Annotated in this window: 5 protein-coding genes; 2 read left to right on the top strand and 3 right to left on the bottom strand. The window is 74.6% G+C overall.

Annotated features, from left to right (window positions below):
* Positions 1-17 precede the first annotated feature (17 nt).
* Both ACFRCR_RS02320 and ACFRCR_RS02315 read right to left on the bottom strand, forming a co-directional pair.
* Entirely contained in the window at positions 18-1148 is a 1131-nt protein-coding gene (locus tag ACFRCR_RS02320) for a tRNA (adenine-N1)-methyltransferase (RefSeq protein WP_377675244.1), read from the bottom strand.
* Between the two features lie 100 nt (positions 1149-1248).
* Positions 1249-2418, bottom strand: coding sequence for a site-2 protease family protein (locus tag ACFRCR_RS02315; protein ID WP_377675196.1), 1170 nt, complete (start codon positions 2416-2418; stop codon positions 1249-1251).
* A gap of 85 nt (positions 2419-2503) precedes the next feature.
* Between ACFRCR_RS02315 and ACFRCR_RS02310 the strand changes: the two genes are divergently transcribed.
* The gene (locus ACFRCR_RS02310) at positions 2504-3541 is read left to right on the top strand and encodes a RecB family exonuclease (protein WP_377675193.1); all 1038 of its coding nucleotides are present in this window, start codon (positions 2504-2506) and stop codon (positions 3539-3541) included.
* Between the two features lie 48 nt (positions 3542-3589).
* Here the strand turns inward: ACFRCR_RS02310 and ACFRCR_RS02305 are convergent, their stop codons facing one another.
* Positions 3590-4333 carry an HAD family hydrolase gene (locus ACFRCR_RS02305; RefSeq protein ID WP_377675190.1) on the bottom strand — a complete coding sequence of 248 codons (744 nt, stop codon included), beginning with the start codon at positions 4331-4333 and terminating at the stop codon, positions 3590-3592.
* Between the two features lie 145 nt (positions 4334-4478).
* On the opposite strand from ACFRCR_RS02305, the gene ACFRCR_RS02300 reads away from it, so the two are divergent.
* The gene (locus ACFRCR_RS02300) at positions 4479-5387 is read left to right on the top strand and encodes a PAC2 family protein (protein WP_138824580.1); all 909 of its coding nucleotides are present in this window, start codon (positions 4479-4481) and stop codon (positions 5385-5387) included.
* The last annotated feature ends 71 nt before the right edge of the window (positions 5388-5458 follow it).

The raw sequence follows: 5458 nt of genomic DNA, 5'->3' as shown, positions 1-5458 counted from the left end.
GGGGGTGTCCGGGCTGTTCATACCTGTTTGTCGCGGGCGCCCCAACCGGCGGGGGGGTCCGCGGCCGTGCGGGGGGGGTCCGCGCGGGGGCGGGCTCCCCCGCCGGGGGCGTCCCCCGGCTCGAGCGGCTGGCCCGTGCGCGGGTCGAGCTGGGGGCCCTGGCCGACGTCGCGGCGCACGCGGCGCACGCGCTTGTCGGAGACCGACCGCTCGCCCAGGTCCTCGGGCGTCCACTCCTCGGCCACCGGGTAGGACCCCTTCGCAGGGCGTCGCTTGCGCAGGGGCGCGACCGTGCCGTCCGCGAGCCTGCGCGCCGTGAGCAGGAATCCTGTGTGCCCGACCATGCGGTGCTGCGGGCGGACCGCGAGCCCCTCGAGGTGCCAGCCGCGCACGAGCGACTCCCACGCCGAGGGTTCGGCGTACCGGCCGTCGGAGCGCAGGTCCTCGGCGAGGCGGGAGAGCTGGGTCGCGGTCGCGACGTAGCAGATGAGGACCCCGCCGGGCGCGAGTGCGTCCGCCACGGCGTCGAGGTTCTCCCACGGCGCGAGCATGTCGAGCACGACGCGGTCGACCGAGCCCTTCTCCGCGACCTGCGGCAGGACGTCGGACAGGTCGCCGACGGACAGCTCCCACGCGGGGTGCTCCCCGCCGAAGAACAGCTCGACGTTCCCGCGCGCGATCGCCGCGAAGTCCTCACGGCGCTCGATCGAGTGGACCCTGCCCTGGTCGCCGACGGCACGCAGCAGCGACATGGTCAGCGCGCCCGAGCCCACGCCCGCCTCGACGACGCGTGCGCCGGGGTAGATGTCGGCCATCGCGACGATCTGGCCCGCGTCCTTGGGGTAGACCACGGCCGCGCCGCGCGGCATCGAGAGCACGTAGTCGGCGAGCAGCGGGCGCAGCGCGAGGTACTCGATGCCCGCGGTGTTGCGCACGACCGACCCCTCGGGCAGCCCGACGAGGTCCTCGTGCGCGAGGTAGCCGCGGTGCGTGTGGAACGTGGCGCCCGTCGCGAGCGTGATGGTGTGCAGGCGTCCGCGCGGGTCGGTGAGCTGGACCTTGTCCCCCAGGCGCAGCGGTCCGCGCCGCACGTCGGCGCCGGTCGGCGTGGGTGCCGGCGTGGCGGCGTCGTCGGCCGGGACGGGCAGGGCGGAGGCGTCGTGCGCGGGGTCGTGGGTCACGGGCGACCATCCTAGTCGGGCGGGGCGGCGTGCCCCGCCCGCGCCGTGGACGCGGCCAGGAGACGGGTCAGCGCCCGCGGGTCCCCTTGAGCGCCGCCACGACGCGCGTGACGTCCAGGAGCCCGACGACGCGCCCGCCGTCGGTCACGACGACCACGGGCGCGTCGCGGGTCACCGCGGCCACGGCGTCGAGCATGGCCTGGCCCCGCAGGTGCACGTCGACCCACGCGGTGGGAGGCAGCCCGACGGCGACCGCCCCGACCGGGGTCAGCGGCGCCTGCGCCGGGGGCACCGCGGCGACGGCCACGGGGTCCGCGAAGGCCACGGGGTGGCCGTCCGCCTCGACGAGCACGACGTGGCCGGCGCCGGCGCGCTGGGCCGACACGACGGCGTCGGCCACCGTGCTGGTCACGGGCACCGCGACGGCCGGGTACGCGAGCGCCGCGACCGACAGGTCCGCGACAGCTGCGCGCGTGCGCCCGTTCTTGATCGCCGCCCCGGCACCCGACCACAGGAAGGCGCCGATCAGCGCGGCCCACGCGACCGTGAACAAGGACACCTGATACCCGTTGAGCGGCGGCCACGCGAGCGCCCAGAGCACGACCCCGACGGCGACGACGCGCCCGACCCAGCCCGCGACGATCGTGCCCGTGGTCCGGGACCCCGTCGCGGCCCAGACCGCGGACTCGAGGATCTGGCCGCCGTCGAGCGGCAGGCCGGGCAGGAGGTTGAAGATCCCCACGAACGCGTTCGAGAACGCCGCCGCGTACAGCAGCAGGGCGGGGATCGTCATGGTCGGCTGCACCTGGAAGACGAGCCAGCACACGGCTGCGAGGAGGAGGTTCGTGAGCGGGCCGACGACCGAGACGAGGATCCCGTCGAGCGGGCGCTTCGATGCACCCGAGTACGCGGTGTGCCCGCCCCACAGGGTCACGGCGAGCTCGGTGACCTGGTGCCCCCGAGCCTTCGCGACCACGGCGTGCGCGACCTCGTGCAGGAACACCGAGACGAACAGCAGCAGCACGAAGACGAACGAGACCAGGTAGACCTCGCTGCTGCCGAGGTGCGGCGCGAAGCTGCGCACGGTGGGGACGAACAGGAACGTCAGCACGGCCGCGGCCAGGAACCAGGACGGGGTCAGGATGACGGGTGCGCCCGACACCCGACCGATGGTCCAGCCCTTCGTGAGCTGCGGGTCTCGGGGGGCGCGACGTGCCGGTGCCGGTGTGGTCTCCACGTCGACACCCTATGTCGGGCACCTGGGCCGGACCCGGGCTGTGGAGCGTGGTGGGCGTGTGGGAGTCGACACGTAGGCTCGACGCATGACGTCCCTCGCCCCCGACCTCGCCGGTTCCGGCCCCACTCCTGGCGAGCCCGCCGGGCCCGTCGTGCCTGCGAGGCCTGCCGACGCCGCGGAGCCGCTCGAGTCCGTCGAGACCGCCGAGCTCCTGGGCCACGCACCCCGCGAGCGCCGCCGGCCGGCCCTCTCGCCGTCGCGCGCCAACGACTTCATGCAGTGCCCTCTGCTCTTCCGCTTCCGGGTGATCGACAAGCTGCCCGAGCCCCCCAGCGCCGCCGCGGCGCGCGGCACCCTGGTCCACTCGGTGCTCGAGCGCCTGTACGACGCCCCGCTGGGCGAGCGCACCCTCGCGGCCGCGCAGGCCATGCTGCCGGGCGAGTGGGAGCGGCTGCAGGAGGCCGAGCCGCGGTACGCGGAGCTGTTCGCGGGCGCCGCTGCTGGGGCTGCGGGCTCGGCTGGCGCGGGTGCCGATCCCGAAACCCCCGCCGACGGCGGGGTGCAGTCCTGGCTCGACGGCGCGGGGAACCTCCTGGGCACGTACTTCACGCTCGAGGACCCCAACCGCCTCGAGCCCGCCGAGCGCGAGATGTTCGTCGAGACCCAGCTCGAGGACGGCCCGCTGCTGCGCGGCATCGTGGACCGGCTCGACGTCGCCCCGAACGGGGCGATGCGGGTCGTGGACTACAAGACGGGCAAGTCGCCCCGGCCGCAGTACCAGGGCTCGGCCCTGTTCCAGATGCGCTTCTACGGCCTCGTGCTGTGGCGCGAGCGGGGCGAGATCCCCAAGATGCTCCAGCTCGTCTACCTGGGTGACGGCCAGGTGCTGCGCGCCGAGCCGCAGGAGGCGGACCTCCTCGCGGTCGAGGAGCAGGTGCGCACGCTCTGGTCGACCATCACGCAGGCCGCGCGCACCGGGCAGTGGACCCCGCGCCGCACCCCGCTGTGCGGGTGGTGCGCGTACCAGGCCGTGTGCCCGCAGTTCGGCGGGACGCCTCCGGAGATCCCCGACGGCGCGGTCGAGCTCGCCCTCGGCATCGCGCCGGAGGCCGTGGCGTCGTAGGACGCGTCGCCCGGTCGGCCCAGCCCCCGCGTCCTCCGCGCCTCGGCGTCAGTCCTGGAACAGGTCGATCACGTCGCCCGCGAGGATGCGCGCGAGCCCGTCGACGTCCAGGCGGGCCAGCGACGGTGTCCGGCTGAGCCCGGGCAGCACCGGGACGGGCACGACCGCCTCGACGCCCAGCGTCGCCGCCCCCGCCGCCCGGGCCGAGGCGATACCCGTGGGCGAGTCCTCGATCGCGACGCAGCGCGTCACGTCCACGCCCAAGCGCTCGGCGGCGAGCAGGTACGGCTCGGGGTGCGGCTTGCCGTGCGTGACGTCGTCACCGCACACGAGCGTCACGAACGACCCGGGCGGCGCCAGCTCGACGACCGGCTCGGCCAGGGCGCGGTAGGACATCGTCACGAGCGCGCACGGCACGCCGCGCTCGCTCAGCTCGGCGAGCAGCGCCAGTGCCCCCGGCTGCCACGGGACCTCGACCCGCACCTGCTCGATCACGCGTGAGATGAGGAAGTCGATGATCTGCTCCGACGCCAGGTCGACCCCGGCGGCCTGCAGGACGCGCGCCGACTCCGGCAGCGCGTTGCCCACCATCTGCATCGCCTGCTCGTGCGACCACGTGCCCCCGTGGGCCTCGACGAGCTCGTGCTCGGCGGCGATCCAGTAGGGCTCGGTGTCGACCAGGGTGCCGTCCATGTCCCACAGGACGGCCTGCGGGAGGACCAGCGCCTCACGGGAGGCCGTGTCGGGGCGTGCGAGATCGGGTGATTCCAGGGGGTTCAACGAGTACTCCATGCTTCGGGGAACGGTTCGTGACCGTCCTGCCACCCTAGCTGGCAGTCCTCCCACGACTCGCGCACGCCTCCCGGCGGCGGCCGGCGACGCGCACACACCGACCGCGGCGTCGGCCGCCGGACCTTCCGCGTCCTAGGCTGGGACGATGAACGAGACCAGGGAACCGCTCGACCCGGCCGACCTGCCCGAGCCGACACTCCCGGCCGAGCCGGCCGAGCACCGCCAGACGGTCATGCTCGCCGCTTTCGAGGGATGGAACGACGCCGGCAGTGCCGCGACCGCGGCCCTGCTGCACCTGCACGACCTCTGGGACGCCCAGGACCTCGCGGAGCTGGACCCCGAGGAGTACCACGACTTCCAGGTCATCCGCCCGGTCGTCGGCACCGACGAGAACGGCCGCCGCGAGATCACGTGGCCCGCGACGACGATCGTGTCCGCGACCGTCCCGGGCAGCGGGCGCCGCGTCCTGCTGGTCCACGGCATCGAGCCCTCGATGCGCTGGCGCCGGTACTGCCGCGAGCTGCTGGACCTCGCGGAGCGGGAGGGCGTGACCACGGTCGTGACGTTGGGGGCGCTGCTCGCCGACGTCCCCCACACGCGCCCCATCCCCATGACCGCGACGTCCGAGAGCGCAGGGCTGCGCGCGGTCCTCGACGTCGAGCCCAACTCCTACGAGGGGCCGACCGGGATCGTGGGCGTCCTCCAGCACGCCGCCGCGGAGCGGGGCATGCAGTCCGTGTCGTTGTGGGCGGCGGTGCCGCACTACGTCGCGAACCCACCGTCGCCCAAGGCCACGATCGCGATCCTGTCCCGGGTCGAGGAGCTGCTGTCCGACCCGATCCCTCTGGGCGACCTCCCGGAGGAGGCCGAGGCGTGGCAGGCGGGCGTCGACGAGCTCGCGGCCGAGGACGAGGAGATCGCGGAGTACGTCCACCAGCTCGAGGAGGCCAAGGACACGGCCGAGCTGCCCGAGGCGAGCGGTGAGGCCATCGCGCGTGAGTTCGAGCGCTACCTCAAGCGCCGCGACGACGGCACGGGCGGCCCGCTCGCCTGAGCACCGGGGCATCCGTCCCGCCGGAGCCCAGGTCGTGAACGACGAACGGCCCGCGACCCCCTCCCAGAGGG

This window comes from Oerskovia sp. NPDC056781, from assembly GCF_042789955.1.
GTDB lineage: Bacteria > Actinomycetota > Actinomycetes > Actinomycetales > Cellulomonadaceae > Oerskovia > Oerskovia rustica.
Note: the sequence above shows the minus strand (reverse complement) of the source record. Positions and strands in the feature narration are given on the sequence as shown.